Raw genomic sequence first — 1,363 nt, forward strand, 5'->3', positions numbered from 1 at the left:
GGACAGCGTAGCCGGTGCCGTGGTGAGGGGGTCCGAAGGACCATGCGGGGTGTTGGTTCTGGGTCCCTCGCCGCGTCGGCGGGCGCAGCCAACCTGGCCGGTTTGGCGGTGTCCAGCCGGACGAGGCTCGACCACAGCAGCAGGGGTGCGGCTGGACACCGCCAAACCGGTCTGGTTCCGTAAGGCGACGACGCGGCGAGGGACCCAGAACCCGGCGACCACAAGCAACACCGCCACCGACCAGCGCAACGCAGGCAACAGCGGATAGGAAGCCGAACAGTCGCGGACCGCCGCCAAACCGCCGGACGCGCGGGTCGCCCCCTCGTCGAGGAGGCCCGCCGGAGGCCTCAAGGCACCCACCACGCACGACGATTGCCGCGTACGCAACGCATGCGCAGTGACTCGGACCGCCGCGCGATCGTGCCCGCGAAAACCGCCAGCCGCCAGCGCAACATGGTGCGCGAGTCAGGTGTGGCGGCATTTTGTTATGGAATTATCGCCCCTTATACACAGATATAGCACGCACCACCAACAACCCACACCCCCAACAACCCACACCAACCACACCAACCACACCAACCACACCCCACCCGACACCAGCACCCCCACCTAAAGCAGCACGATGTAAAACACTGTGAGAATGCTGCCGTGGCAGCAATCCGAGTAGTGGTGGCCGACGACCAAGCAGCAGTACGCGACGGCCTGGTCGCCCTCCTATCCGTGACCCCCGGCGTCGAAGTAGTCGGAGAAGCCGCGGACGGCGCAGCTGCCGTGACAGCGGCTGAGACGCTGCGGCCGGATGTCGTGCTCATGGATCTGCGGATGCCCGGGGTGGACGGGGTCGAGGCGACTCGGTTGATCGGGGAGAGTGCGCCGGATGTGCGGGTGGTGGTTCTCACCACGCATGCCGACGACGCGTCGATTCTCAAGGCTCTGCGGGCCGGCGCGACCGGCTACCTGACCAAGGAGTCCGGACGCGCCGAGATCGCGCGGGCCATCGAGGCCGCTGCTTCCGGACAGTCAGTGCTGGACGACGGGGTCACGGCCATACTGCTCGCCGCCGCCGTCAATGTCCCGCCCTCAGTCGACCTGACCCCGCGCGAGGCCGAGGTGCTGACGCTGATCGCACGCGGGAAGTCGAACACCGAGATCGCTGAAGACCTGTTCGTCTCCGCAGCGACGGTGAAGACGCACATCAACAATCTGTTCGCCAAGATCGGCGTCCGCGATCGGGCTCAGGCCGTGCGCTACGCGTTGCGGCACGGGCTCGACTAACTCCCGCCAAGCCGTGCCGAAGCCGCCGGCAGACCTAGGCTCGGCCGGACCACACCGGAGCCGATCCGGCCCAAACCACCCCCAACCC

General features: G+C 67.3%; 1 protein-coding gene. It reads left to right on the forward strand.

The genetic code is table 11. From position 1 onward, the window contains the following. Positions 1 to 648: 648 nt before the first annotated feature. Entirely contained in the window at positions 649 to 1,275 is a 627-nt protein-coding gene (locus tag GWK61_RS54590) for a response regulator transcription factor (RefSeq protein ID WP_323748209.1), read from the forward strand. The last annotated feature ends 88 nt before the right edge of the window (positions 1,276 to 1,363 follow it).

It is taken from the genome of Catenulispora rubra (assembly GCF_015356825.1).
GTDB classification, from domain to species: domain Bacteria; phylum Actinomycetota; class Actinomycetes; order Streptomycetales; family Catenulisporaceae; genus Catenulispora; species Catenulispora rubra.